Below are 24,730 nucleotides of genomic sequence, written 5' to 3' on the forward strand. Positions count from 1 at the left end.
GGTCAGAAAAAGCTCATACCAACAATCACGGTATCGCCAGGATGAACCACACGTCTTACATCAACATTTTCAATCAGTTGATTGCTATTCGATAGACGAATACCCACATCCTTGCGGTCTGCGCGATCGGTAAATCCGCCGGCCAGTGCCAACGCTTTTTCAACGGTTAAGCCCGGCTCGTAGGCATACCCGTTCGGTTTCTCCACTTCACCAGTGATATAGAATTTCCGGAACTCGGCGATGCTGACCGTCACCATCGGATTTTGCAGATAGTCGCCGCGCAGGCGATTAGCCAACTCCTCGCCCACCTGCTCTGGCGTTTTCCCTTTCAACACCAGTAGGCCAATGTAGGGGAAGGTAATCGCGCCGCTTTTATCCAGCATGAACTTCATCGTCATCTCCGGCTCGCCGTACACCAGAATATTTACAGCATCGCCTTCATCTAACTGATAGCCGGTGGTTTCACTTTCAGGTTTGTCCATTTGCCGCTGGCTCGGCGGGGAGCATCCCGCTAGCCAGATGCTGAGGGACAGAAAAATGCACAGTTTTATTATTTTCACGTTAGATCTGTACCTTAGCCGTAAACATAATCAGAGAGTTATCACGACCCAGCATTCTGACGACCTGGCGATCGCCGTTAGGGCCAATAAAGAAAGAATCGCTATCTTGATTGGAACGTAGCGTGTTCAGTTGATACTTTAATTCAACGTTAATAGAGGGCCTGAAGTTATAACTCATGGCGAATGTGAACACCCTGTTTCTGTCTTTACGATCTCGCGGGTAATTCTTGTAAACGTCCGTCAGGTATGAATAATCAAACGTGGTGGAGAAACGATCGACGAGCCAAAAGTGCTGATAAGAGATGCCGTATTTAGAAACTAGGATATAGCCGCCGATTTCTGACGGGTCTTTGATATGCTGCGACGTATGTGCGGTAAAAACGGATTGTTTAAGGGGTTTCCACTCCGTCTGAATATCCCAGTTTATCCCGCTAAAACGCCTGGAATTCGGGTTATTATCGAATGTCTTGTATAGCCAGGACACATTGGCATCAATATCGGTTTTTCCCGTAAGTTGCGATTTAATGCCGAATTCCAGATAGTATTCATCATTATCTTTTTGCGAATCGATTTCATAACGTCGCTGATTACCAATAAAACGGTAGCGAAAGCGCGTTGCCGACGAGTATTGGTCAGATAATTCGGCGATCAAACCGTTCTCGTACCATTCCTGCCCAAGAACATAGTTATAAAAATCAATATCGGTATTTTTAATATTCTCCGTGCGGCCTAACCGCAGTTTTCTAAACAGCAGCGCGACGTCGGCTTTACCGCGCCCTTTCAGTGCGCCATAGCTATAACGCAATTCACTGTTGAAAAGCGCGGTACTCAACGGCGAATGAATACCGAAATCGCTGAACTGTTGTGGTCGAAAACCTTCGGTAATACCGCGCCCACGCACTTCGTGCCCAAGCGCCTCCTCAAGACTGAGCGTTAATCCATGCCTCAACCCGTAGCGCCATGCGCCATTAAAGCGAAAGAAATGGTCGGTGTAATTATCCGCTGGATCGCTGTCGTAACGACGATAATCACCGGAATACATCAACAGATATTGATCCTGATAACGCGCGCCAATGGCCTTAATCATTGGCCTGAGGCTCTGAAAATGAGAACTCACCGCATTCTGATCATCAGCCTGATAGGTCACGTTATTCTCATGCCCATAGTCCAGACCCACCTGGCTTTGAAAATCAATACCAGCGACACCGATATGCGATTTCGGCATCAGGTCGGCCCAAGATGGGAGGGGGATTATCATTCCAGCGGCGATGACTAATTTAGTACGCATTTTCACCGATAAAGCCTTTGAAAATGGTTCTAAAGATAATTTTGATATCCAACCAAAGGGACCAACTCTGAATATAGGCAATATCGTAGTGAACCCGTTTTTCCATTTTATCGAGGGTATCCACTTCGCCACGATAACCATTAACCTGCGCCAAGCCTGAAATTCCAGGCTTCACTTTATGGCGGATCATGTAATTCTCGACTAGCTGGCGATACTGCTCGTTATGCACGACGGCATGAGGACGCGGGCCAATAATCGACATCGTCCCTTGCAATACATTGAAAAATTGCGGCAGTTCATCCAGCGAAGTCCGGCGTAAAAATGCGCCAAAACGCGTAACACGCGGATCGTTTTTAGTCGCCTGCGTCACGACGCCGGCGTTTTCCATCACGTGCATCGAGCGGAATTTCCACACTTTGATTTTATTGCCGCTCAGGCCATAACGATCCTGCTTGAATAACACCGGCCCCCGTGACGTCAGTTTGATACCAATAGCAATCACCAGCAGCAATGGCGAAATCATCAGCGTAATAACGCCACCAATCACTAAATCCTCAACGCGCTTAATCACCGAGCCAATACCATCAAACGGCGATCTGAAAATACTGATGGTCTGAATGTTATTGATGGAGCGAAACTGCGATACGTATGAGCTGTAGGAATAAAGATCGGGAATGATATAGGTATCTACCGTCGTATCGGACATCATCGACAGAAAATAACGAATGCGTTGTAGAGCAACCATTGGCAGCGCAATATAAATCTCATCCACTCTGCCCGCTTTAGCTTCTTCAACCAGCTTGCTCACTTTGCCTTTAAATTGGCTCTTAAACAGATAGCCACAACGGGATGGGCTACGATCGTCGTAAAAAGCCAATTCTAACTGCATGTTGGCATACTCTTTAAGCAATGCTTTTTCCGCCGCTAACCCACCGGGCGTTAATCCCACAATAGCAATTCGGATCCGCTTTTTAGTCGTAAATTTAAACGTAATTAAACGCGTGATATAGAGGCTACATAGCGAAAGAACATACCAGTACAGCGTTGCGGAAAAATATATATTATCGAATTTATGCAATAGACCCAGAGAGTACAGCGTACCGGCATAATTCCTGACTAACTCCACAAAGATGACCGAAAATAATGCGGAACCCCACAGTCTTCGCTGCCCACCAGGCTGCATATTTTTAAGGCCGCGGTGATATAGACCAGTATATTCTCCAATAAGTAAAAAAGAGATTGAGAATAGCAGACTAATCATAATTACATCATCGAAAGCGCCCATCATAAATAGACTAGCGCTAACTATTAATGTCAAATTTATTGATAAAAAGTCCATCAATTTAATAACAAAAAAATCATTTCCATAGGAAACATTCATCTGATTAGTAGACACTTTTTAATCTTAATCCATTAAGTTTTTATCATTAACTCTTTTCCGTGCCGGATAATATATCACATAAAAAAATTTAGAATAACAATCAGATCAGTCTTAAAGCTTTTTTAGGAAAACACACAAACTGCTAGTGCCCACAACCATAATAATTAACATATAAAATATATTTTCTCATATTAGTAATTTCTATAAATATTTATTTTTTCATTATTTAACTTTAAATATTTGTATTTGATAATTATTTCAACGTGATGGATAAAGCGTAAAATTTCGCCGTTCAGGCAAGTCTGCTCCTATTTTTTTGATTCAATAAATTCCGAATATCCCCAATGGCCCGATTATCTCCGCGATAATAAATAGATGGCATATCTTTATCTCCTCATTAAAATGCTATTCATCAGAAATACATTGTCGCTATAAACATTTTTAAAAATAACAGCAGAGATAAAAAATAAATCCGTCTTTTGGCGTAGGTTATTTATCGTGATGGGTTATTGTTGGCGGGGAAGTGTCTGGATTATTCGTGATGATTTAAACGACAAAAGCATAACGATGCTATCAGCCGTTATGTGCTTCATTCTGTATTATGTCAGAAGATCTCTAAAAATAAATGGTTCGCTTTACTGGGATACTTACAATCCCCCCCAGCAACAACGATCGCTACGATGGCCACGTTAGCTGCAAATATCGCTCCCCATCAAACCTCCTCAGAAGCCTGACTGATTTCCCGCAGTGCTCCCGGTGCATGGCCCACGATGCGTTTAAATGCCCGGCTGAACGCCGCCAGCGATCCGTACCCCAGACGTAGTGCCACCGTTTCAATCGCCTGATGCTCATGCCGGATGTACTGGACAGCCAGACGCATGCGCAACTCGCTGAGGTATTTCGCAGGTGTGGTGCCAGTTGCAGAGAGAAAACGTTCGGCAAAAACGGACCGGGAGGTACCCGCCTCTTTTGCCAATTCCGCGACGCTCCAGTTTACGCCCGGCTGCTGATGCATCGCGTAAATCGCCCGGCTCAGTCGTGGGTCGCGCAGTACCTGCACCCAGCCCGTCGCTTTACCGCAGCCGGCTTCAACCCATCCACGCACGATGAGCGCCGCGACCACATCGGCCAGTCGCGCCAGAATGCCGGCAAATCCTACCTGACGCGTCATCGACTCACGTTCCATGGCCGCAAGAATTGGATGGATTTCTGGCCAGGTCGACATCAGGCGGCTCACCATCATGACTTCCGGCATCGCTTTGATCAGCGGCTGCATTCCGCCCAGCTCAAAATCCATGCATCCGCTGAAAATCACCGTGTTTTCGATATCGGGGCACGGTTCGCAGCCGATCGCACACACCGAATTGCAAATCGCTTCGCTTGGAAATGCTGACACCGGCGTGACGTCAGCCTTTTCATCAGAGAGCAACGCATGCGAATTCCCGTTGGGGATAAACAGTGCGTCCCCGCTTTTGAGCACAAACGTCGCGCCACTCTCCATGCGCAGCAGCGCCGTACCCTGGCTGACAAAATGAAACTGCGCTCTGCCGGGCTCGTAGTGAAACGACACACCAAAGGGGGCATGGGTTTCAATTCGGCGATATGTCACCCCGGAAAGACGCATCCCACGCAGAAGCTCGCTGATTAAATCGGGTGACTGAACAGTCATGACGGCAACTCCGGACGAATAATCAATAAGTGAAGATTATATGTCATAGATCGTCCGTGTGGAACGCTCTATGCTTCGTGACGGTTGTCACATTTTTCTAACGAGAGAGCAACAGATGAATTCATGTATAGCGGCAAGTGAGGCCATCGCGCCCGCAAAACCCGCCTGGCGAGCCGTTTACTCACTAGGACTGGGGGTATTTGGCCTGATTACGGCTGAATTTCTACCAGCCAGTTTATTAACGCCGATGGCGACAAGTTTAGGCGTCACGGAGGGAATGGCAGGCCAAGCGGTGACCGCAACAGCGCTGGTCGCGCTGGTGACCGGCTTGCTCATCACATCGGCAACTAAAAGCATCGACCGCCGTTGGGTGTTGATGTTTTTCTCGGTGCTGCAAATCATCTCCAGCCTGCTGGTGGCATTTGCCCCCAATCTGCATGTGTTGCTATTCGGACGTTTACTGCTAGGCGTTGCCATTGGTGGATTCTGGGCCATGTCCACCGCCACGGCGATGCGCCTTGTGCCCAAGGATAAAGTGCCCAAAGCGCTAGCGGTGATCTTCTCCAGCGTCTCGATTGCCACCGTTGTTGCCGCACCGCTTGGCAGCTATCTGGGGAGTTTAATTGGCTGGCGAAACGTTTTTATCCTCTGCATTCTGCCGAGCGTTTTGGCACTGCTGTGGCAGTTGTGGGTGTTGCCATCGATGAAGCCGGAAAGCAACGGTAGCCTCGGAACACTGTTTCGCGTGCTGCGCCGTCCGGGCATGATCGGTGGACTGCTGGCAACGGTGCTGATCTTCAGCGGACATTTCGCCTTCTTTACCTACCTGCGCCCGTTTCTGGAAACCGTCGGGCAGGCAAGCGTCGAAAATATTTCCCTGATTTTACTCGGCTTTGGCCTCGCCAATTTTGTCGGTACTTCGATTGCCGGTTATCTACTGGCGCGAAACTTGCGCCTGACGCTGGCACTGGTGCCCTTTGTGATGGGCATTCTGGCTCTGACCATGGCGGCCTTTGGACATCTGGCGATACTGGATGGTCTGCTGGTGGCGATGTGGGGATTTGCGTTTGGTCTGGTTCCCGTGGGCTGGTCAACCTGGCTTGCGACAACCGTACCGGACGAAGCCGAAAGCGCGGGCGGTTTACTGGTGGCATCGATCCAATTTGCGATCGGGGCTGGCGCAGCGGGTGGCGGGGTAATATTTGACCTCAACGGAGCCAGCGGTGTGTTTGCTGGCAGCGGATTATTGCTGGTATCAGCAATGGTGATTGTTTTTGCGGGCGTGCGAGTTCGCGCACAATAACACGCTATGCCACACCTGAGAGTAGGTGTGGCATCTGTCACTTACCATCCTGTTTGATCCGTTCGCATCGCCAGATCGACCCGATTATTCGAGAATCCTCAATAGGAAATCGAGCTTTTCCCCCACCCGGCTATAAGTCTTCCAGCAGATTTTTAGAAAGCTGTCGCAGCATATTCAGATCCTCATCCTTCATGCGCATAGAGCAACGCATCTGATTTGGCAGGTCGACGATCCGTTCTTTCAACGCAAGCGCCTTGTCAGTCAGCACAACTTTCTTCATGCGTTCATCACCCGCAACCGCAACCCGGTTTAAAAATTCCTTGGCTTCCAGCTTCTGGACAAGCGGCGTCAGCGTGCCTGAATCAAACAGCGTTTTCTCACTCAGTTCTTTGAGCAGGATATTGTCCTGATCGTACAGGGACAGAAGGACGACAAACTGCGGGTAAGTCAGATCGAATTCTTTCAGCAACGGCCGATACTGACGGATCAGTGCATTGGCGACCGAATACAGAGAGAAGCACAATAGTTCACCCAAGATACTGTTTTCTTTCATTTTAAATACTCCGTTACTCACAAGCTTAAAAAAAAGTATAAATAATGTTTGACCAAAAGTAACTTGCACGCAAGTATGTATCTAACGATTAAATCGCATTAAATATAAAATCACTTTTGTGAACCTATCAACCGCACGATTTTAAAAAAGGCCAATATCATGAAAACCATCTCCACCATCCTGACGTCTGCCGTATTCGCTTCTATGACATCCGTCGCTTCTGCGCAGCCGATCAACACCCCTGCGCCGACCGCTGGCGTACAGGCATTTCTTGATGTTCTGAATTCCGGTAAGGGCAAACCGATAGAGCAGATGACTCCACAGGAAGCGCGTCAGGTTCTGATCGGCGCGCAACAGGGCGTGAAGCTGCCAGCCGCACAGGTGTCTGAAAAAACCATCCAGGTGAACGGTCAGGCTATTAAGCTGAAAATCGTGAAGCCGGAAAATGTATCCGGTACGCTGCCGGTGTTCATGTTTTTCCATGGCGGCGGCTGGGTGCTCGGTGATTTCCCAACCCACGAACGTTTAATCCGCGATCTGGTCAGGGCGTCTGGTGCCGCAGCAGTGTACGTGGATTACACCCCGTCCCCTGAAGCACGCTTCCCTGTAGCCATCAATCAGGCTTATGAGGCGACGCAGTGGGTGGCCGAGCACGGTCAGGAAATTGGTGTGGACGGTAGTCGTCTGGCGTTAGTTGGCAACAGCGTCGGCGGCAATATGGTCGCTTCTGTTGCCCTACAGGCTAAACAGTTCGGCGGGCCGAAAATTCGTTATAACGTCATGCTATGGCCTGTAACGGATGCGAACTTCGATAACGCGTCCTACAACCAGTATGAAAAGGGCTATTTCTTGACGAAAAATATGATGAAGTGGTTCTGGGATAACTACACGACCCACGCGGCAGACCGTAATAACATTCTTGCCTCCCCACTGCGTGCCAGTACGGAACAGTTGAAGGGCTTCCCGCAGACATTGATTCAGACGGCAGAACTGGACGTACTGCGCGATGAAGGCGAAGCGTTCGGACGTAAGCTGGATGCGGCCGGCGTATCCGTGACCGTGACTCGCTATAACGGCATGATTCATGACTATGGTCTGCTGAATCCGCTGAGCGAGGAGCCGACAGTCATCACCGCACTGGAGCAGGCAGGCGCAGAGTTGCAAAAACACCTGAAATAACGGCTTGATATAGCAACGGTCCTAAATGATAAAAGCCCTGACTATATTAGCCAGGGCTTTTAAGGTACTGCAGATTTAAGATTTAACATTCATTGACTTAATAACATCTTACTACTATCGGTACTGCTTCAAATGTACACGTTTATAACAGATAATATTGGGCACTAAAATGAGCTAAACCTCCCTATATTTACTGATTTAAACACTCTGCCAACCTTATCACCATTCAAAGATATGGCAGGTTAACAAGTACATCCCCCATCGCGATATAGACTCTTTGATGCGTGGCCTTACTCATGTTGCGATATTTTTCACATCACTAAACCAACACGTAATCGCAACCAATAAAAACAAAATCATGGCCTTACATCATCGCGCTTTCGTCCCCTTTTTGCGATTGTCGGTACTGACTACGTGGCCTTAAAGCATCATCGAGTGAGGATTATGAATATTTCTCAACATCGATTACCCATACAACAATACTTCGTGACCTGTATCGCAAAATACGTGTTAAAGAACATATTCACTGTCTTTAACATCACAGCAGGCTGAAACTTCACTGCTGTTAGTAACCAATCTACGGATTTTAAAAACAGTGTCAATACTGTTTTTAATAACATGATTTTAATAACAGTAGTCACTAGGTCAGCATGAGGAAAACGTAGAAAAACAGAGCACCTACGGTATTCAACTCCGTGCCGCCGCGCTTAATTTAATCTCAACAACCGTATGACCAGTAGCTATTTTCTTTGTCCCGACGAGAGTTAATCCACTTAACGTCAGAATATCTTCCATATCTTTCAACGTTCTGTATCGCGTGCCATCCTGGCAGATGACAGATTGAAAAAGCGCATTCATCAATAACCTTGGTGAGGTTTCTTCATGCTCCAGCAAAGGTTCGATGATTAATAGCGTCGAATGCCCAATTGATTGCGCGATGGCTTTTAATATTTTCAGGCAGAATTCGTCGTTCCAGTTATGCAATATGTTTTTAAGCAGATAGACATCATAGCCAGAAGGAATCGCCTCAAAGAAACTGCCGGGAGTGAAGGCCATTCTTTCTTTCAATTCAGGATAGTGCTGTGCAACACTCTTTTCGCTTCGATTACAGACACCGGTCATATCGAAAAGACAGCCGGTTAGGTGATGATACTGCTTTATAAGCTCAGTCAGAATAACACCACTACCGCCGCCAATATCAACAACGCTGCCGACCGTTTTAAAAAGAGATGCATATTCTTTAGCCAGCACATATCCAACCGGGCGAGATAAATCTCGCATGGCAAGATCGTAAATTTCTGCTCGCGATGCGGAGTGCGCCAGATGCTCATATAATGTCAGCCCAAAGACCTGCTTAAACCCCGACTCCCCTGTACGGCTAGTATGCAGTAGCCCATCAAACCCCTGATAGTATTCATTGCCGAACAGCATACAGAAATGCTTCATTGAGCTGATGTTATCCGACATCAGCAGCGCAGAACGTGCGTTATTTTTAATAATACGTTCATCTTTCACTTCAAAAAAGCCAAAGACCTCAAGCACCTTGATAATATCAAAAATATTCTTTTCACTCGCCTGACATTCCTTTGCCAATTCAGCGATGGTTATCCCCTGCTCCCCTATTTTATCGGCCATCCCTATTTCCGCTGCGACGCATAATGCTTTTGCGGCCAAAGGCATCATCATGATTTCTGAAATACTTCTAATATGCTCAGCGGAATTCATATATTTCCCTTTATTATCTAATTTCATAGCGAGGATGAGTTTACGATTTAGCACGTCATTGATGACGATACGCAAAGTATGCTGAAATGAGGCTAAAAACATATCATCCGTTTGGCCGAACGGTAATCAGCCATCTACCATCCGGCCAGAAGAAATAAGGGATTAAAACGTCATAATTTAAAGACGCTATTATTTTAAAAATAGGATTTGTTATCTATGGCTTACAATAACGATTAGCGGAAAACGCGCCCACCAATATTGCGCGCGGCGTCGATATACGCCTCTGGCGTTCCCATTTCCGGCATCAGCAGTATTTCAGACGTCAATACTGGCACACCACAGTAGTCAAAAATCCCGTGTGCGATCTGGGCATGAAAGGCGTCCGCATAGCCATGCTTTTCAAATGTTCTCTGGTTGACAGCGCCCAGCGCCACAAGGTGTACCGGTAAATGCCCCAGTTTCTTTATCACATTTCCATCGGCGGTTTCTTCATAGGCCCAGCCGTTTGAAAACACGCGATCGATCCACCCTTTCAACAACCCCGGCATAGACCACCAGTAAATCGGGAACACCAGCACCAGCGCATCTGCGTTATCAATACGAGATTGCTCAGCACTGACGTCAGGCGGTATTGCGCCTGTACATTGGAAAGCCGCTATATCTGGCACAGAAAACACCGGGTTAAAGCCTTCCTCTGTAAGATCTGCGATTTCAAACGTATTTTCTGGGTTTGCCCCCGCGATCCCTTCCGCAATTGCGGTAGCGACACTGTGAGTGAGTGAGGCATGAACAGGATGAGAAACGACAAGTAATGCATGCATTCCGGGTACTCCCTATTGCTATAAAACAGCGTAAGATATAGTCTTATATACTAACAGTAACCTACCATTAGTAAGTTACCTTTGGTACATAAGAATGTCAACAGGATAATATCGCCAATGTCCAAGCCACAGGCACGACAGCGTTTATCAAGAGAAGATCGCCATAGACAGCTGATCAAAGCTGCCTGGCAGATTATTCGGGAAGAAGGTACGGAAGCGCTGACGCTCGGGCATCTGGCGGAACGGGCTGGTGTAACGAAACCGGTGGTTTACGATCACTTTACTAACCGTTCGGGGCTGTTAGCTGCACTTTATAAGGAATACGATGCTCGCCAGACGGCGATTATGGATGACATTATCCGTAAAACTGAGCCTGTGCTTGATAAGCTGGCTGCGGTGATTGCGACTTCGTACATTGATTGCGTACTGCTTCAGGGCCGTGAAATGCCCAACGTCATGGCGGCGCTCACCGGAACCCCCGAGCTTGAACAAATCAGGCAAGAGTACGATGCCAGCTTCACGGAAAAATGCCGCGATCTCTTTGCCCCATTCTGCGCGGACAAGCCTCTTCATGATGCCGCGCTGCGGGCCATGCTCGGTTCCGCCGAGGGATTATCTTATGCCGCCGTTAAAGGGATTATTACGGAACAGCAGGCTAAAGATGAACTGTTCCACGTGATTGTCGCGATGGTGCAAAGGTGTCGCGCGAGCGAGCTTCATACTACGTCTATGTAAAACCGTTCTATGTAAAACGGCGCCATGAAAAATAGTTGAAGACTCCTCATACCGGTGAATCAAAAACGTATCCTCATCCCTGAGTCAGGCCACTTCAGGGCTGGCGCTTACGCTGTCCAATACCGTGCCAATACGCAGGCCAGTGGCTTTCCTCGGCATAGTTATTGATCACGGCGGCGATCGCCACCAGCACAATGCTCCCCAATAGAACGGGTGTGACTAAGAACTCAAACCCCACGGCGCTTTTCCCTGCCAGAATAATAACCAGCGGGTTGGCACCTGCCGGTGGGTGAACCGCGCGAAAATATTGCATCAGCATGATCGCTACGCCAACAGACAGTGACAACACTACGAGAGTGTCGCCGAATCCATATAAAGCAATCAGACCCACGGCTGACGTAATAAAATGCCCTCCAATCACGTTCCTTGGCTGTGCGAATGGCGATGCTGACGCAGCAAATAAAATGACGCACGTTGCCCCGAAGGGTGCCATCAACCAAGGCACTCCGCTGGACTGTCCCAAATAGCTTAGGATCAGAATCCCTATACTCCCACCCACTAACCCTTTCATTAACTGGATAAATGTTGGCTTTGGTGGCAAAGCACCACCGCCTTTGAGTCTCTTCATGGCTCATCCCCGATAAAAAATATGCGTGTTATGAAATTGCTGTGCTACATTAAGTGTACAGATCTGTACACACCCAAACGGAGAGTACATATCTGTACACGTAAAAACAACCCATCATTGATGAAGAAAAACGATGAAAGAGATCATGGGCAAGAGAGAGCACATTTTAGATATCGCGGAAGCGCTGTTTAATGAGTTTGGCTATACCGCAGTTGGCGTTGATTTAATTAGAGATAAGGCGGGAGTCTCTAAAACATCCATGTATCGCCATTTCGGCTCAAAGAATAAGTTGATTGAAGCCGTGTTGGCTCGCCGACATACGCGCTTTGAAGAAGGGTTAGCCAGCGTGGTATCTGGCGTTAACGACGCGGAAAGTCGTCTGGATGCCGTGATGGACTGGCATTTTTCCTGGTTCCGAAGTGTGAACTTTAAGGGATGTATGTTCATGCATGCGCTGGCTGAATTCAAAGGGCAAGATGAAGCCATTACGTCTCTGGCCCTGCGCCATAAAACCTGGATCAAGTCATTCTTGCTATCGATATTCACTGCCGAAGAGCCAGAAAAAGAAGACAAAATCGAAGCTATCATGACTTTTATTGAAGGGATGATCGTGAGAGCCGAATTTATTGGCCTAACCAGCGGCGAGGATGTTTATCGCCAGCACGCCAGACGGTTAGCTTTCCCTCACCCTTATCAGTAATAACTCGATACCTATCACACATCGGTAAAGCAAACCGACGATCAAGTCGTCGTCATTAACTTTATCTCTCATTGAGGAAGTAACCATGAACTCACCACTCACACAAGGCGTTCACCATATTGGTTTGGCGGTATCAGCATTGGAAGAAAGCGCGCACTTTTTTACCTCGCTTCTAGGATGGAAAGAGGTAAAACGAAAAGAGGATTATCCCGCTATTTTTGTCAGCGATGGAACGGTCATGCTCACACTGTGGCAGGTACAAACCAGCGAGCCAGTTCAGTTTGATCGAAAAAGTAATGTCGGCTTGCATCATCTTGCCATTAAGGTTGATAGCAAAGCGACGCTGTTTGAGATCGCTGAGAAATTATCAGCGCATAACATCAACATTGAGTTCGCGCCCGCTCTGGTTAGCGGTGGCCCGGCAATGCATATGATGTGCTACGAGCCAAGCGGGATCCGCATCGAGTTTTACTGGTCAGGTCAGTAAGTGCGACTTAAGAACACCTGACTCATGAGCCACATCAATAATGGCGCTGATATCACCGCCATTCACCCTGATTTAAAATTGACCGAAATCAATAAAAAATCAGTAAATACATTACTTTACCTTTCTATACTCCCCGCCTTTTGACCTTCCCGTAGGGGGAAGGTGTAACGTCATAAGTTGTGATTCCAAGCTAATGACTCTAATTGAGGGGAAATGATGATGAAGATAAAGATGATGGCGGCACTGTTCGCTCTGACGTTGAGCGGAACAGGGTTTACTGCGGCGACAGACGCCAACGCGTTTCTGGCTAAACAAGGGCTGGCGGGGAAAAGCGTCGAACAGATCGTCGATACGATCGATCAATCGCCGCAGGCAAGACCGTTGCCCTACAGCGCGTCGATTACCAGCAAAGAACTGAAATTATCCGATGGGCAGCAGCAGTATAGCTATCCGCTGGGCAATAAATTCTATCTCTCATTCGCCCCTTATATTCAGCAAACCCATCCCTGCTTTAACCACAGTTTATCCGGGTGTCAGGGTGAGCTCGCTAATACGGCGTTTGACGTAAAAATCACGGATAAAGCGGGTAACGTTATCGTGCAAAAAACACTGAGCAGCCATCAAAACGGCTTTGTCGGCGTATGGTTACCGCGCAATATTGAAGGAACGATTAATGTTACCTATCAGGGACGCGCGGCAAGCTCACCGTTTGCAACCTATGACGACAGTCAGACCTGCATGACGACACTGCCATTGAAAGAGGCATAGCAGAACGCCGTCGCGAACACAGATTAGGAAACCCAGCGCCATCTCTGGGTTTCTTATTCAACGGGAAACTGGCGTATTACTTACTTCATCGTCCCCGCGATTCACTCACACCACGCCCGTATCCACGCGCTTACCGATATCTTTTAGCTGCGAATATTTTTCTAACAGGCCGGGCGCGTCGTCCAGACTCATGGCAAACATCCACATGTAAGTCATCACCGAATAGATATGCCCCGCATTGGTTCCGCCATTAAGCGTCATATGCAGGATCGTCAATGAAAATAGGACGGCAGCGGCGGCACCGATAGACAAATAGCCCAGCGCCTCACGATCCGACAGGCGAATGCGCAGCCCAGCCAGCACATGGTAATGCTTGGTCAATGAAGCCGCCGTCGCGCTGCTGACAAAGCCAACCTCTTTTTCCAGACGGTTATTTAATTTACCGAACAGCACCTCGTTCTTGCGGGTGTAGCTTGGCAGGAACAACGCAAAAAACAGCAGAATGACGATACAGGCCACGCCCGCCCAGAACTCAATCACCAGCAACATCACCGCCGCACCGATGATCGACGCGAGCGACGTGATCAGCACCGGAAGGTGGATTTCAAAAAAATCCACGAACTCGCGTGAAAGCGCCACGCGCGCCGCGATAGTTGAGTGGTTATGGTTTTCTTTTCTCTGCGCCAAAATCACTGGGACAGCCAGTGCTGCATAAATACGAGCAAACGTGCGGGTATCCACGCTGCGTCGCGCCGCGCCAATCGCCCACATAATGAAAACCATCAGCGCATACAGCACCGCGTGCCAGGGCTGAGCATTCAAAATAGCGTTAATGGCGAAGCCCGCCATCAGAGGATAAAGAAGATAAGTCACATTCTCCGCCACGACTAACAGCAGAGTGAGAATCAGTTTTTTGCCATGCAGCTTTCCGAGTTTTTTAAGGGTGACAGCGGCACTATGCGAAACCTTGACCGGTTCGCTGATATTATGGGTTTGCATGAGAATCGTATTTAACAGAGTTATACTTGAGCGGTTGCTCAAGAGAAAAAATTGTATTTGAGCACTTGCTCAAAGTCAACGCGGGGACGGTAATGAAAGAGACGACGAAAGCGCTAAAAGACAAAATCCTTGATGGCGCAATCGAGCTGTTTATTGAGAAAGGTATAGAGAAAGTGACAACGCGCGAACTGGCGGAACACGTTGGTATTTCGCGAAGCCATCTTTATCACTACTTTCCTGACTGGCAAACGCTGTCCATTGAGGCACTAACGGCGTTCATGCAAGCGGATTTGGAAGAGGTTGCAGCAGGAATCGCCACATTACCGCCGAAAGAGAAACTGCATGCGCTGGTGAAGAATTACCTGCCGGATACGACTGACGTCATCTGGAATCTCTATGGATCGCTATGGCAGTTAGCCGTTCACAATGCCGCTTACGCAGAACTCGCCCATGTAATGGCAGAGAAATGGTTTGCTTTACTGGAAGCGATCATCGCATCAGGCGTAGCATCCGGTGTCTTTAAAAATACCGATACTCAGCGCGTTTCCCGCCAGCTAGGTGCACTGTTAAACGGCTACTCTGACCATCTGATTATTAACCCTACTCCTGCTGAATTTCAGCAAGCAACTGAAGATATTGATGATTTTATACAACGCGTGTTGTGAAGCACATAGTCAGCACAGCCCACATCGCGAGTAAGGCGTACACCTGTTCCAACACGCCTTAATCGCGGATATTACAGGCCATTTTTGATTGGACGGTGCTAATCAGATAAGCATGCTTCGTCAGCATTTCGAACTGGATGACATCATTTTCAGCCAGGATGGGGATCGCTTCATCGGGTGCATTATCATTGGTATTCTTATTCATCACGATATTGTGCACCACCAGCCGGTTCCCTTCCCATACTGAATCAAAGCTGAACGTGCGCCGAATCGTTAGCGGTACGCCGTCTTCACCGAGGTAAAAGCCGTTGACCAACACCAGTGCCCTGTTTTGTTTATTGAGATAAAAATAGACGTCATATTCCTTTCTGATTTTCCCATCTTCTAAGTAGCGCTTTACCTCAGCCTGACAGATCAGCGGATTTCGGTATAAATTACTTTTTAAATAAAAAAGGATTCCCAGCGTAAATGAAATAAAAAGCACTAATACAGTGCAAAAAATCTTCTTTCTGACTTTAATTATTAACATAAGTTACACATCCCTTCCCATCCTTCTTGCAGGAAATAACGATTTCACTTTTCTTATCCAGCATTCCAGACATAACGATTTTTTTCGACAGGAAGAACAACGTATTGTCGGTACACAGATTTTCATAGTCGGTCGGGAGGGGATAACCTACGCTGTCATATAAATAGAAAAGATCGCATTTCCCGCTCATCTTAACGTCAACAAGGTGCCGATACGGGAAGCGATTTGCGCTTACCAGCGCGATCAGGAAAACCCCCACTATCGTTATCCAGATGAGAAGGAACCGGATGTATTGCTGTTTTTTTACTGGCTCAGAGATGGCACGGTGTTTTATAGAAAACGGCTTTTTTTCTTCGTAAACCTCTTCTTCAACATTCTTCTCATCTCCCTGATTTAGCGCGTCTTTCTCTTCATTTCCCCCATCCGCTGTTGGGTAGAAAACAATGCTTTCCGCGTTAAAAACAATACCCAACTTGGGGATGGTGACAATCGAATCCGCAAGGTCGAATTCGCGTAATACCTTCCTTAGCAGAGATAAATAATTATTTAGATTATTAAGAGAGGGGCAAAGCGCGTGCTTTTCCAGTGCCTCTTTTAACAAAAACTCGCGGCTTAGCGTTACGCCCGGATTCTCAATCAACAAGCAGAGCAATCGAGAAATAGGAAGGCTCAGAGAGACGGCTTCATTTTCACGTTCTATCCATGCGAGTGTTCCTTCTCCCTCATTAAAAATGATTAAATCATTAATCAAATAAACCATACGTACTTTTTCCATCAAGATTAAGAAGCGCTATTCATTTGTTATAATCAGCCTGATAGATACATCACTTATGATGACAAAACCTATGGAATAGTCTTAAATTCACTACCCCATGACGAAAAATACGTTATCTATAAAAAATAAATATATATGCAATCTCACAGGCTCTATCTCAGGCAAGGATAAAAACTTACCTATTTATTGTCAAAGATTATTTACCCTTCATTTAAGATCTATATAAATAAAAAGACATTTCATTATTTTTATAAAGCAGTGGCTACTTACTCCCATCTCAACCCAGAAGCTAGAAAATAACAAATAAGGCATTGAATTAAAATAAATTATCTCGACAATTATATTTATAGCCCATTATGTCTCGTTAGAACGACAAAACCAAAAAACAGAATAAAAACCTAAATAAAAATAAATTTAAAAGATTTAAACTAAATAAAGTTAAACAAAACAATATATTTGACCACCAATCCACTCAACACTACTATCTACCCGGTTCCAGAGCCACTGATTAGGCAAGCGGAAAATATATTCCCACGTGAAAACATGACAAACCGCTAACCCGTCAGTAAAAGCATTACAAAAGAGAAGGCATTACTCGTTATACATGAACGCATGAGCATTCATGAGAGTAGCGTTCACGTTTAAATATTCACTTTTAAACATTCACGTTTAAACAAAGTAACCAACAGAGAGAGCAGAATATGAAATTATCAAAAATCACCCTGGCATCCCTTATCTCCGTCATATTGTCTGCCAGCGCATATGCTGCGGATTCACATAATGGATCGGTGACGTTCAAAGGAAAAATTATTGATACGCCTTGCTCAGTATCTCAGGATGATTTGCACCAAACGATCGAGTTTGGCGAAATCAGCAAAACTGTGCTGGAGAACGGTGGCACGTCAGAAATTAAGCCGTTTGATATCACATTAAAAGATTGCAGTCTGGATACCGCCACCAGCGCTAAAATTGTTTTCTCCGGCGGCGTGGCATCTGGCACCAATAATGAGCTGCTGGCATTAAACGGCAGTGCAACCGGTGCAGGGATTGCCGTTGAACGTGTTGGCGAAAAAATTAAATTCGACGGAACCACGCCAGCCGTTCCAGCAACACCGCTGGCAAATGGAGATAATATTTTCTCCTTCACGTCTTATGTCGCAAAACTGCCAACCCCACAGGAAGGGGAATCACCAGTAATCACGACCGGTTCCTTCGCCAGCACGGCTAATTTTGTTGTTTCCTATCAATAACATTTTGTTGCGCTAACAATCTATTGCGCTAACAACAGGGATAGGCGATCAAATGGGGGAGGTATCCTCCCCTAATAACTTATTTATTCTACATATCAATTGATATGAATGGATAACCACAATGCGGCATCTATTCAAGTATCTATTCCTATGGCAATGAAGAATATTACATTCAAAGAAAAAATAAAATTCGCGTTATTTCGCTGCGGTATTTTTATTTTTTCTTTGAATACAACATCGCTCAGTGCAACGGAATTTAACGTTAACGTACTGGATGTCGACGATCGTACTGAAATTGATCTTAGCCATTTTTCCGATCCCGAATATATCACGCCCGGCACCTATCTTTTATCAATTAAAGTCAACGCGCGTGAAATACAACAGCAGATAATTGATTACCTGCCGGAAGGCAATCATCACGCTCGGCCAACAGCCTGCCTCTCGCCCGAACTCGTCGATAAACTAGCGCTGAAAAAAGAGGCGCGTGACAAAGCCGAATTATGGAATAACGGTGCGTGTGTCGATCTGACGCCTATCGCTGGCGTCACCGTCTCTAACCAGATAGGCATGGGAACGCTAAATATTACGATCCCGCAGGCCTGGCTAGCGTACAGCGATCGCAACTGGATTCCACCCGAGCAATGGGACCACGGCATCAGCGGTGCGCTGCTGGACTACAACCTCGTCGGAAACGTGCGCCGTGATACCAACGGCAAAGGCACATCACACTATCTCAGCAGCTACGGCACCACCGGATTTAATCAGGGAGCCTGGCGCTATCGTGCTGATTACCGCTATTTTCTGCAAAAATCGCGCAACGCGAATCGCGATCGTTTCGCATGGGATCAATTTTACGCCTATCGTCCGCTGCCAACGCTTTCAGCCGATCTCAAGCTGGGGGAAATGTATTTCAGCAGCAACCTGTTCGATAGCTATCGCTTTACCGGCGTGTCATTAGCCAATAACGAGAACATGCTTCCCCCTTCGCTACGCGGCTACGCGCCCGAAATTCGCGGCGTTGCCAAATCAAACGCAACGGTAACCGTCACGCAAAATGGCAGGCTGATCTATGAAACCACCGTGCCTGCTGGCCCCTTTGCCATTCAGGATATGAAAAACGGCGTCAGCGGGACGCTGGATGTGCGCGTGACGGAAGAAGACGGCACGGTAACGACGTTCCAGACCGAATCGGCCAACCTGCCTTACCTGACGCGACCGGGGCACGTGCAGTACAAACTCGCCGCCGGTAAACCCTCGAATACCAACCACCGTCTGCAAGGCCCAACCTTTTCTGCTGCCGAAGCCTCATGGGGATTATCCAACGCGTGGTCGGTGTACGGCGGCGGCATGTTGTCCGATGGCTACCAGTCCTGGTCGGCGGGCATCGGGAAGAACCTCTATCTGCTGGGCGCGCTGTCGGCGGATATCACACAGTCACGCGCGACGCTCCCAGCAACGTCCGCGTCGCAGATGGGGCATGCCTTCTCACTCAACTGGTCTAAATACTTCAACTCGATCGATAGCCAGATCAGTTTCGCGGGCTATCGCTTTTCAGAAAAGACCTACATGAGCATGGCGCAATATCTCTATGCGCTGAATCTCGATAACCGCTATCGCAATGAAAAAGAGCGTTACACCATTACGCTCTCAAAAAACTTCGCGACGCGGGAATCATCTTCCGTGCTGAGCGGGCTATCGACCTACGTTACCTATACGCGCCAAACCTACTGGAATGAAGCCGAGCAGGATCGCTACGGGGTTTCGCTGAACAAATATTTCGATATCGGCGCATTGAAAGGCATTGCGGCGAATCTCTCGGTCTATCGCACCGAATTCAACCGCCGTACCGATGACAGCCTCTATCTGAGCTTTTCTATTCCACTCGGAGAGAAGGATCGCCTGAGCTACAGCATGGGGCGCTATAACGACGGCAGCAATCAGGCGCTGACCTATTCCAACAATGCCGATCCGCGCCGTACCTGGAATCTGAGCACCCGGCACGATAGCAAAGAGAATACTTACCTGAGCGGCAACTATACCCATCTGGCACCGATGACGGATGCCACCGTGGGCGTCGCCTGGCAGCAGGATCGCTATACCTACCTGAACGGTTCATTGCGCGGCGGGATTACCGCCACCCGCCACGGCGTTGCGGCACACCCGAAAGGCAATCAGGGCGGCACACGCATCATGGTCGATACCGAACAGGCAGGCGTACCGTTCACCGGCAGTCAGGTCGAGACTAACCGCTATGGCCTGGCCGTGATTGCTGGCACCAGCAGCTACTACGACGTGTCGACCCGCATTGATCTTCAAAAATTACCGCAACACATTGAAGCGGTAACGACAGTCGTTCAAGGCACGCTGACCGAAGGGGCCATCGGCTACCGCAAATTCGACGTGGTAAGCGGGGCAAAAATCATGGCGCACGTCGCGCTGGCCGATGGCAAAAATCCCCCGTTCGCCGCCCAGATCAAAAACAAGAAAGGCCGCGATATCGCCATGATCGCCAACGGCGGGCAGGCCTACATCACGGGCGTGTCGCCTGACGAAACGCTGTCCGTCATCTGGGAGGGGAGAACACAGTGTGCCATCACCCTGCCCGCCACCTTAAATCACCTTGATGCCCTGCTGCTTCCCTGTAAATAAGCGGCGCGAAGAAAGAGAAAAATCTGGAGAGTACGTTATGAAACACACATTTTATCAGCGAGCAGCAGGATTCATTATCGGCTGCCTGTTGTTGATGCCCACAGCCTACAGCGCACTGAGCCTCGATCGCACCCGCGTTATTTTTAACGATGAGGAGCAATCGGCGACGGTCATGTTGATGAACCAAAATGCAGAGAATCCGTTTCTGGCGCAGTCCTGGCTGACGGACGATCGGCACAATAAAGTGACGACGCCGCTGATGGTGCTGCCGCCGCTACAACGCATCGAAGCAAAAGGATATAGCCTGATTCGTCTGGTCAAAACAGAGCAAATCAGCCAATTGCCAACCGACCGCGAATCGCTGTTTTACCTCAACGTCCGCGAAATTCCGCCCAAGACGGACAAGCCCAACGTATTACAGATCGCCATTCAGTCTGAAATTAAGGTGTTCTTCCGCCCCCGTGGCGTAAAGCCAGCCAAAGACGAAATATGGCAGGAAAAACTGATCGTCCGCAAAACGGGAAACACCTTTCAGGTAGAAAACCCCACGCCGTACTACATCACGGTCAGCGGCATCCTGAAACAGCCCAAAGCGACGCGCGCCAACCCCACCAGCCTGCTGAAGGGAAACGCCTTTATGGTTTCACCACGCTCAACGCTGTCGGTTGAGGTAAATGACGGCGCGGTCGATCGCTTCTATCTGTACTACGTCAATGACTACGGCGGCCATCTGGAGTTGCCTTTTACCTGCGCACAAAACCAGTGCCAGCCCGCCATCCGTAAATAAGCCACAGGGAACCCGCCATGTCTTGGTTAGCTGCTCGTCAACATCGCTATGTCGCCCTCTGCGCATCGCTCTTTTTCAGCTTAACGGCGTTTAACGCCAGCGCGTTGGAATGCCGACTGGGCACCGTGACTGGTCCGGTAAACGACTATGAGGATATCGGTACGCTAAAAATCCCCGCGACCTTGCCTATCGGCAGGCGTCTGTGGACGTCAAAACCCTATACCCGCAGCTTAGCCTGCTGGGCGTATCAATCCGTACGCCCACAGGGCGAGATGTCCTATTTCTATCCCAACCCTGAAGGCAAGGCCATCAGCCAAGGGGTCGGGATTGGCATCATCTATAACGGACAGGATCTCGGGGTGATTACCAACGGCGGCACCACCGCATCCCGCGTCTCCACAGGGCAGTGGATCTTACCGGGCCCAAGCGGCTCATCACCGCCGTCCAACCCGACCATGCTGAATGTCACGGTGCAGCTCTATCTCGAAAAAACGGGAAATATCACCGATACCACTGCGGGAGTCGATTCGCTGCGCGTCTTCCAGATTGACGGTGAAGGAGGCATCAACAACAAACCCAACGGCAACTATGGCTTAAGTCTGTCAGGGCTACACGGCATAGACATTATGCAGTGCGCCGCGAAGATCAATGTCTCGCCCGACAGCTATGTCGATTTTGGTACGGTGAGAGCGTGGTCGGGTACAGAAGCCAACGCGCTGGCACAAACAGAATTCCACATCAACGTATCGACCGACGGCGGAGAAGACTGCGGTAAAGGATTCGATCTGGACATCAACTTTGATGCCTCGTCACGGGGAAATTCACTCGTCGGGATAGACGGCATGAACATGGGAAATGGCGCTACGCTGAAGATCGAAGATACGCGCAGCGGCAATAACGTGGTGTTTAACCAGTTCATCGGTCTGGTTGACGGCCTGACGGCATCGAGCGGCGTGATTGAACGGCGCTATACGGCTCGACTCTACGCCTCCGGCCCCGCGGTGGTCGGCGATACCGAGAAAAATATTATCCTACGGTTTAATTATCATTAATCCGTCTTACTACGCGAGATCGCAACGATGATCAAACACAGCAACACGGTAGTGAAATCCAGTTCGCGCCGCACCCTGCTCGCCTTCGCACTTGGCATCATCGCGCTGCATTCAGGTGCATCCTTCGCGCAGCAGATGACCGTGCTGGACGATCACGAAGTGACCTTCCACGTTTTAGTCGTCAACGCCGCCTGCAATGTGAGTACGGAGAGCAAGGCGATTGTGGTGGACATGAGTGAAGTCTCTGACCGCTATTTAAAAGCCAATCGCTACGGCGACTGGCATGACTTCACGATCAACCTCACGGACTGCAATCTGGATACCTACCAAAACGTCACTATCCGTTTCTCTGGCAAAGAAGAGCCGCTCTTACCCAAGCGGCTAGCGCTGGATACACCATCCGGTGCTAAAGGCATCGCGGTTGGCATTTATCATGCGAACAAACTGGTCGGCATCAACAGCAGCACGGACAATATTGTGCTGCAAAGCGGAGACAACGCCATTCCCTTTTCGGCCCGCATCGAAAAGATACGCGACGATCTGATTCAGTCCGGCGATTTCATGGCAACGGCGAACTTTACCTTGAGCTATTTATAGCGAGGTTGAGGAGAAAGTCGAGGCCGCCCTGTTCTTTACCAAACACTGGCGGCACACGCATTATTCACTCACGGCTAAAGTGATTTGTTAGCCGCTCCCCCTATTCGCTAGCGGCTAAAAACCAGCGGAATTCTTTTTGAGAACAGGAAATAGGGGATCCAGACGACAATACTGAAAGCAACGGCAGAAAGAACACTGAACGCATTACCGTCCAACGCAATATTAAACAACAGTGAAGGTAATAATGTCAGGCAACATGCCACAACCGCGTTAATGGCATAGTAGGCTACCATCATCATCTTTGTCCGCTTCTTGCGCCGGAAAAACGTTAGCGCAGTGAAAATCGATATGCCTAGTGAAACAATTAAACAAGACACAGCGAATAAACTGTAATAACTAATAAATCCAGTGTTTTTGAAATTCGTCAGTACTACACTAATAAGCTCATACAGCGAGAACGGCGTCATAATGACAGAGAGAATAATCCCCAGCGCCGGGAGATAGAGAATACCGTTAATCTTCTGTTGTTCTTTTTCTTCACACGCTGAACACAGACCGGACTCTTTACGCGCATCGTTATCGCAATTTAGGCACTTCATTTCTTAAATCCCTGTAAGTCGATTCCAAAAGAAAAAGACGGTTTCCCGTCTTGATATCACACTTAATTGTCGCTTATCCCCGAAGTGATGTTAACCCCTACTCCGCCATCAGCTCACGTAGCATCCGCTCAGGGTTATTCAGGAAAGCACGTGTGATCTGGTAGTGCTCCGTGTCCTCATACGCGACCTGCTGTATTCCGTCTTCACCGAACTGAAAGATAGTGGCGTCGGGATACGCCATCAGAATCGGAGAGTGGGTCGCGATAACAAACTGCGATCCTTCACGAATGAGATCGTGCATGCGGGCAATCGCCGTTAATTGCCTGCTGGGCGACAGCGCCGCTTCCGGTTCGTCGAGCAGATAAATCCCTTCTTTACCAAAACGATTGAGCAGCAGCGCCATGAAGGATTCGCCGTGGGATTGTTCATGCAGCGAATGGCCGCCATAGGAATCGATCACAGGTGGGTCAAAACCGGGTTCGCTATCCAGCCGTTCAATCTCTGTCGCGACATTGAAAAAGCTCTCCGCGCGTAAGAAGAAACCATTTTTCGGCTTTTTGATGCCTTTCGCCACCCGCAGGAAATGCGACAGTCTGGAGTGCGACGTACGGGTCCCGAAATTGAAATTGCGGGTGCCGCCTTCCGGGTTGAACCCCATCGAAACGGCGATGGCTTCCAACAGCGTGGATTTTCCCGCGCCATTTTCGCCGATAAAAAAAGTGACTTTCGGGTGCAGTTCCAGCTTATCCAGCGAGCGAATCGACGGAATAGAAAACGGGTAGGCCTCGAATGAATCCACCTTTTCGTGAACCAGTGCGACTCGGCTGATGTATTGCGTTGAGATCATTCTCTGTCTTCCTGACGGGTAATGATGATGAGTGAATAGCGCGTTTTTTCCATTACCTTAGCAAACGAATAAAAAGCGTCAATGCCTGAGATGCCTCCCCCGTCAGGCTGTGATCGCCGTCGCAGACGTGATATTTCCTCACTTTTTCCTAATCGCGCTGGCCGCCTTCATTTTCGCCGCCACT

The 24,730-nt window shown here is 48.3% G+C and carries 25 protein-coding genes; 12 read left to right on the forward strand and 13 right to left on the reverse strand.

Annotation, left to right across the window (positions count from 1 at the left end):
• Window positions 1-2: 2 nt before the first annotated feature.
• From QWJ20_RS06230 to QWJ20_RS06245, 4 genes are all read right to left on the reverse strand, one after another.
• Complete coding sequence (locus tag QWJ20_RS06230; RefSeq protein ID WP_174878129.1) at window positions 3-560, reverse strand: polysaccharide biosynthesis/export family protein; 558 nt, start codon at window positions 558-560, stop codon at window positions 3-5.
• A gap of 1 nt (window position 561) precedes the next feature.
• Window positions 562-1,848 (reverse strand): outer membrane beta-barrel protein, encoded by a 1,287-nt coding sequence (locus tag QWJ20_RS06235; RefSeq protein WP_433992395.1) that lies wholly within the window; start codon window positions 1,846-1,848, stop codon window positions 562-564.
• Window positions 1,838-3,229: an undecaprenyl-phosphate glucose phosphotransferase gene (locus QWJ20_RS06240; RefSeq protein ID WP_433992396.1), complete on the reverse strand. Its 1,392-nt coding sequence runs from the start codon at window positions 3,227-3,229 to the stop codon at window positions 1,838-1,840. The genes QWJ20_RS06235 and QWJ20_RS06240 overlap by 11 nt, the downstream gene beginning before the upstream one ends.
• A 712-nt stretch (window positions 3,230-3,941) precedes the next feature.
• Window positions 3,942-4,898 carry an AraC family transcriptional regulator gene (locus tag QWJ20_RS06245; RefSeq protein ID WP_174868711.1) on the reverse strand — a complete coding sequence of 319 codons (957 nt, stop codon included), beginning with the start codon at window positions 4,896-4,898 and terminating at the stop codon, window positions 3,942-3,944.
• 115 nt (window positions 4,899-5,013) lie between these two features.
• On the opposite strand from QWJ20_RS06245, the gene QWJ20_RS06250 reads away from it, so the two are divergent.
• A complete protein-coding gene (locus QWJ20_RS06250; protein WP_174872322.1) occupies window positions 5,014-6,201 on the forward strand; it encodes an MFS transporter in 1,188 nt (395 codons plus the stop codon).
• Between the two features lie 130 nt (window positions 6,202-6,331).
• Here QWJ20_RS06250 and QWJ20_RS06255 read toward each other — a convergent pair whose 3' ends face one another.
• Window positions 6,332-6,754 carry a MarR family winged helix-turn-helix transcriptional regulator gene (locus tag QWJ20_RS06255; RefSeq protein WP_174866217.1) on the reverse strand — a complete coding sequence of 141 codons (423 nt, stop codon included), beginning with the start codon at window positions 6,752-6,754 and terminating at the stop codon, window positions 6,332-6,334.
• Window positions 6,755-6,913: 159 nt separating this feature from the next.
• Between QWJ20_RS06255 and QWJ20_RS06260 the strand changes: the two genes are divergently transcribed.
• Window positions 6,914-7,933 carry an alpha/beta hydrolase gene (locus QWJ20_RS06260; protein ID WP_433992091.1) on the forward strand — a complete coding sequence of 340 codons (1,020 nt, stop codon included), beginning with the start codon at window positions 6,914-6,916 and terminating at the stop codon, window positions 7,931-7,933.
• Between the two features lie 687 nt (window positions 7,934-8,620).
• On the opposite strand, the gene QWJ20_RS06265 is transcribed toward QWJ20_RS06260, so the two are convergent.
• Complete coding sequence (locus QWJ20_RS06265; RefSeq protein ID WP_433992092.1) at window positions 8,621-9,760, reverse strand: methyltransferase; 1,140 nt, start codon at window positions 9,758-9,760, stop codon at window positions 8,621-8,623.
• Between the two features lie 131 nt (window positions 9,761-9,891).
• Window positions 9,892-10,479, reverse strand: a complete 588-nt coding sequence (locus tag QWJ20_RS06270) for an NAD(P)H-dependent oxidoreductase (RefSeq protein WP_433992093.1) — start codon at window positions 10,477-10,479, stop codon at window positions 9,892-9,894.
• Window positions 10,480-10,596: 117 nt separating this feature from the next.
• On the opposite strand from QWJ20_RS06270, the gene QWJ20_RS06275 reads away from it, so the two are divergent.
• Entirely contained in the window at window positions 10,597-11,214 is a 618-nt protein-coding gene (locus tag QWJ20_RS06275; protein WP_433992094.1) for a TetR/AcrR family transcriptional regulator, read from the forward strand.
• 94 nt (window positions 11,215-11,308) lie between these two features.
• Here the strand turns inward: QWJ20_RS06275 and QWJ20_RS06280 are convergent, their stop codons facing one another.
• The gene (locus tag QWJ20_RS06280; protein WP_400275546.1) at window positions 11,309-11,842 is read right to left on the reverse strand and encodes an HPP family protein; all 534 of its coding nucleotides are present in this window, start codon (window positions 11,840-11,842) and stop codon (window positions 11,309-11,311) included.
• Window positions 11,843-11,975: 133 nt separating this feature from the next.
• Between QWJ20_RS06280 and QWJ20_RS06285 the strand changes: the two genes are divergently transcribed.
• From QWJ20_RS06285 to cueP, 3 genes are all read left to right on the forward strand, one after another.
• On the forward strand, window positions 11,976-12,542 hold the full coding sequence (locus QWJ20_RS06285) for a TetR/AcrR family transcriptional regulator (protein WP_127157574.1): 567 nt from the start codon (window positions 11,976-11,978) through the stop codon (window positions 12,540-12,542).
• 85 nt (window positions 12,543-12,627) lie between these two features.
• Complete coding sequence (locus QWJ20_RS06290; RefSeq protein ID WP_120357942.1) at window positions 12,628-13,029, forward strand: VOC family protein; 402 nt, start codon at window positions 12,628-12,630, stop codon at window positions 13,027-13,029.
• Between the two features lie 216 nt (window positions 13,030-13,245).
• Window positions 13,246-13,797, forward strand: a complete 552-nt coding sequence (gene cueP, locus QWJ20_RS06295) for a copper-binding periplasmic metallochaperone CueP (RefSeq protein WP_433992095.1) — start codon at window positions 13,246-13,248, stop codon at window positions 13,795-13,797.
• Window positions 13,798-13,902: 105 nt separating this feature from the next.
• On the opposite strand, the gene QWJ20_RS06300 is transcribed toward cueP, so the two are convergent.
• Window positions 13,903-14,796, reverse strand: coding sequence for an ABC transporter six-transmembrane domain-containing protein (locus tag QWJ20_RS06300; RefSeq protein WP_127157572.1), 894 nt, complete (start codon window positions 14,794-14,796; stop codon window positions 13,903-13,905).
• A 92-nt stretch (window positions 14,797-14,888) separates the two neighbouring features.
• On the opposite strand from QWJ20_RS06300, the gene QWJ20_RS06305 reads away from it, so the two are divergent.
• A complete protein-coding gene (locus tag QWJ20_RS06305; RefSeq protein WP_174878116.1) occupies window positions 14,889-15,461 on the forward strand; it encodes a TetR/AcrR family transcriptional regulator in 573 nt (190 codons plus the stop codon).
• A gap of 58 nt (window positions 15,462-15,519) precedes the next feature.
• Here QWJ20_RS06305 and QWJ20_RS06310 read toward each other — a convergent pair whose 3' ends face one another.
• Both QWJ20_RS06310 and QWJ20_RS06315 read right to left on the reverse strand, forming a co-directional pair.
• A complete protein-coding gene (locus QWJ20_RS06310; RefSeq protein ID WP_433992096.1) occupies window positions 15,520-15,990 on the reverse strand; it encodes a FidL in 471 nt (156 codons plus the stop codon).
• Window positions 15,977-16,750, reverse strand: a complete 774-nt coding sequence (locus QWJ20_RS06315; RefSeq protein WP_174868705.1) for a winged helix-turn-helix domain-containing protein — start codon at window positions 16,748-16,750, stop codon at window positions 15,977-15,979. The genes QWJ20_RS06310 and QWJ20_RS06315 overlap by 14 nt, the downstream gene beginning before the upstream one ends.
• Window positions 16,751-17,466: 716 nt before the next feature.
• On the opposite strand from QWJ20_RS06315, the gene QWJ20_RS06320 reads away from it, so the two are divergent.
• From QWJ20_RS06320 to QWJ20_RS06340, 5 genes are all read left to right on the forward strand, one after another.
• Window positions 17,467-18,015, forward strand: a complete 549-nt coding sequence (locus tag QWJ20_RS06320) for a fimbrial protein (protein ID WP_095701757.1) — start codon at window positions 17,467-17,469, stop codon at window positions 18,013-18,015.
• 225 nt (window positions 18,016-18,240) lie between these two features.
• Entirely contained in the window at window positions 18,241-20,664 is a 2,424-nt protein-coding gene (locus QWJ20_RS06325; RefSeq protein ID WP_433992097.1) for a fimbria/pilus outer membrane usher protein, read from the forward strand.
• 37 nt (window positions 20,665-20,701) lie between these two features.
• On the forward strand, window positions 20,702-21,451 hold the full coding sequence (locus QWJ20_RS06330; protein ID WP_433992098.1) for a fimbrial biogenesis chaperone: 750 nt from the start codon (window positions 20,702-20,704) through the stop codon (window positions 21,449-21,451).
• A 17-nt stretch (window positions 21,452-21,468) separates the two neighbouring features.
• Window positions 21,469-22,503: a hypothetical protein gene (locus tag QWJ20_RS06335; RefSeq protein WP_433992099.1), complete on the forward strand. Its 1,035-nt coding sequence runs from the start codon at window positions 21,469-21,471 to the stop codon at window positions 22,501-22,503.
• Window positions 22,504-22,530: 27 nt separating this feature from the next.
• Window positions 22,531-23,100, forward strand: coding sequence for a fimbrial protein (locus QWJ20_RS06340; RefSeq protein ID WP_433992100.1), 570 nt, complete (start codon window positions 22,531-22,533; stop codon window positions 23,098-23,100).
• 107 nt (window positions 23,101-23,207) lie between these two features.
• Here the strand turns inward: QWJ20_RS06340 and QWJ20_RS06345 are convergent, their stop codons facing one another.
• A complete protein-coding gene (locus QWJ20_RS06345; RefSeq protein WP_039283817.1) occupies window positions 23,208-23,699 on the reverse strand; it encodes a DUF2569 domain-containing protein in 492 nt (163 codons plus the stop codon).
• A 97-nt stretch (window positions 23,700-23,796) separates the two neighbouring features.
• A complete protein-coding gene (locus QWJ20_RS06350) occupies window positions 23,797-24,546 on the reverse strand; it encodes an AAA family ATPase (RefSeq protein WP_095993808.1) in 750 nt (249 codons plus the stop codon).
• Between the last annotated feature and the right edge of the window lie 184 nt (window positions 24,547-24,730).

It is taken from the genome of Pectobacterium sp. S5 (assembly GCF_051707265.1).
In the GTDB taxonomy this organism is placed as follows: Bacteria; Pseudomonadota; Gammaproteobacteria; order Enterobacterales; family Enterobacteriaceae; genus Pectobacterium; species Pectobacterium polare.

What these genes read in the sequence shown, in the direction of transcription:
- QWJ20_RS06260 (WP_433992091.1), top strand. Translation starts at nt 6,914, where the DNA reads ATGAAAACCATCTCCACCATCCTGACGTCTGCCGTATTCGCTTCTATG.
- QWJ20_RS06265 (WP_433992092.1), bottom strand. Translation starts at nt 9,760, where the DNA reads ATGTTTTTAGCCTCATTTCAGCATACTTTGCGTATCGTCATCAATGAC.
- QWJ20_RS06300 (WP_127157572.1), bottom strand. Translation starts at nt 14,796, where the DNA reads ATGCAAACCCATAATATCAGCGAACCGGTCAAGGTTTCGCATAGTGCC.
- QWJ20_RS06350 (WP_095993808.1), bottom strand. Translation starts at nt 24,546, where the DNA reads ATGATCTCAACGCAATACATCAGCCGAGTCGCACTGGTTCACGAAAAG.
- QWJ20_RS06305 (WP_174878116.1), top strand. Translation starts at nt 14,889, where the DNA reads ATGAAAGAGACGACGAAAGCGCTAAAAGACAAAATCCTTGATGGCGCA.
- QWJ20_RS06330 (WP_433992098.1), top strand. Translation starts at nt 20,702, where the DNA reads ATGAAACACACATTTTATCAGCGAGCAGCAGGATTCATTATCGGCTGC.
- QWJ20_RS06245 (WP_174868711.1), bottom strand. Translation starts at nt 4,898, where the DNA reads ATGACTGTTCAGTCACCCGATTTAATCAGCGAGCTTCTGCGTGGGATG.
- QWJ20_RS06235 (WP_433992395.1), bottom strand. Translation starts at nt 1,848, where the DNA reads ATGCGTACTAAATTAGTCATCGCCGCTGGAATGATAATCCCCCTCCCA.
- QWJ20_RS06335 (WP_433992099.1), top strand. Translation starts at nt 21,469, where the DNA reads ATGTCTTGGTTAGCTGCTCGTCAACATCGCTATGTCGCCCTCTGCGCA.
- cueP (WP_433992095.1), top strand. Translation starts at nt 13,246, where the DNA reads ATGATGAAGATAAAGATGATGGCGGCACTGTTCGCTCTGACGTTGAGC.
- QWJ20_RS06315 (WP_174868705.1), bottom strand. Translation starts at nt 16,750, where the DNA reads ATGGTTTATTTGATTAATGATTTAATCATTTTTAATGAGGGAGAAGGA.
- QWJ20_RS06285 (WP_127157574.1), top strand. Translation starts at nt 11,976, where the DNA reads ATGAAAGAGATCATGGGCAAGAGAGAGCACATTTTAGATATCGCGGAA.
- QWJ20_RS06340 (WP_433992100.1), top strand. Translation starts at nt 22,531, where the DNA reads ATGATCAAACACAGCAACACGGTAGTGAAATCCAGTTCGCGCCGCACC.
- QWJ20_RS06240 (WP_433992396.1), bottom strand. Translation starts at nt 3,229, where the DNA reads ATGAATGTTTCCTATGGAAATGATTTTTTTGTTATTAAATTGATGGAC.
- QWJ20_RS06250 (WP_174872322.1), top strand. Translation starts at nt 5,014, where the DNA reads ATGAATTCATGTATAGCGGCAAGTGAGGCCATCGCGCCCGCAAAACCC.
- QWJ20_RS06275 (WP_433992094.1), top strand. Translation starts at nt 10,597, where the DNA reads ATGTCCAAGCCACAGGCACGACAGCGTTTATCAAGAGAAGATCGCCAT.
- QWJ20_RS06310 (WP_433992096.1), bottom strand. Translation starts at nt 15,990, where the DNA reads ATGTTAATAATTAAAGTCAGAAAGAAGATTTTTTGCACTGTATTAGTG.
- QWJ20_RS06290 (WP_120357942.1), top strand. Translation starts at nt 12,628, where the DNA reads ATGAACTCACCACTCACACAAGGCGTTCACCATATTGGTTTGGCGGTA.
- QWJ20_RS06320 (WP_095701757.1), top strand. Translation starts at nt 17,467, where the DNA reads ATGAAATTATCAAAAATCACCCTGGCATCCCTTATCTCCGTCATATTG.
- QWJ20_RS06270 (WP_433992093.1), bottom strand. Translation starts at nt 10,479, where the DNA reads ATGCATGCATTACTTGTCGTTTCTCATCCTGTTCATGCCTCACTCACT.
- QWJ20_RS06280 (WP_400275546.1), bottom strand. Translation starts at nt 11,842, where the DNA reads ATGAAGAGACTCAAAGGCGGTGGTGCTTTGCCACCAAAGCCAACATTT.
- QWJ20_RS06255 (WP_174866217.1), bottom strand. Translation starts at nt 6,754, where the DNA reads ATGAAAGAAAACAGTATCTTGGGTGAACTATTGTGCTTCTCTCTGTAT.
- QWJ20_RS06345 (WP_039283817.1), bottom strand. Translation starts at nt 23,699, where the DNA reads ATGAAGTGCCTAAATTGCGATAACGATGCGCGTAAAGAGTCCGGTCTG.